We start from the raw sequence: 973 nt of genomic DNA, 5'->3' as shown, positions 1-973 counted from the left end.
GCCAGTTAAAATCCCTGTTTCGAAAAAACCATCTATTTCATTAAACGTTTGTCCGCTTAAAATAGTGGTTGTGGTTGGATCTGTGCCTTCTGTTTGTGTTGCTCCCGTTGGGAAATCTGGATCGCTTCGAACAATACTTGATGTCGCATCGCCTTGTGGTAAAACTATACTCCAGTCTCCATTAACATCTGTTGCCAGTGTAGTGACCACTCCAAATACATCCGTAATTTCAACATCAACATCAGGCATGTCTGCTTCACTTGGCTCTTGAGCACCATTGCCATTTTCATCGAAGTATAAGTGACCAATTAAAGTACCTGATTCGAAAAAACCATCTATTTCATTAAACGTTTGTCCGCTTAAAATAGTGGTTGTTGTTGGATCGTTCCCTTCTGTTTGTGTTGAACCTGTTGGGAAATCTGGATCACTTCGGACAATACTTGATGTCGCATCGCCTTGTGGTAAAACTAGACTCCAATCTCCATTGGCATCTGTCGTTACAGTCTGAACTTGACTGAAAGAATCAGTAATTTCTACATCAACGTTTGGCATATCTGCTTCACTTGGCTCCTGAGTACCATTGCCATTTTCATCGAAATATAAGTGACCGGTTAAAGTCCCTGTTTCGAAAAAACCATCTATTTCATTAGGCGTTTGTCCAGTTATAATAGTGGTCGTAGTTGGATCGTTCCCTTCTGTTTGTGTTGAACCTGTTGGGAAATCTGGATCACTTCGGACAATACTTGAAGTTGCATCACCTTGTGGTAAAACTAAACTCCAATCTCCATTGGCATCTGTTGCAAGTGTCGTGACTACTCCAAATACATCCGTGATTTCAACATCAACATTCGGCATGTCTGCTTCACTTGGATCCTGAGTACCATTGCCATTTTCATCAAAGTATAAGTGACCGGTTAAAATCCCTGTTTCGAAAAAACCATCTATTTCATTAAGCGTTTGTCCAGTTATAATA

The 973-nt window shown here is 40.5% G+C and carries 1 pseudogene; it reads right to left on the bottom strand.

What is annotated here, in order from left to right:
* A pseudogene (locus tag CXF67_RS17945) lies at positions 1-973 on the bottom strand (gliding motility-associated C-terminal domain-containing protein); the annotation flags it as partial.

It is taken from the genome of Psychroflexus sp. MES1-P1E (assembly GCF_002836055.1).
GTDB lineage: Bacteria > Bacteroidota > Bacteroidia > Flavobacteriales > Flavobacteriaceae > Psychroflexus.
The sequence above is the reverse complement of the archived record's forward strand: the minus strand, read 5'-3'. Positions and strand labels throughout refer to the sequence as shown.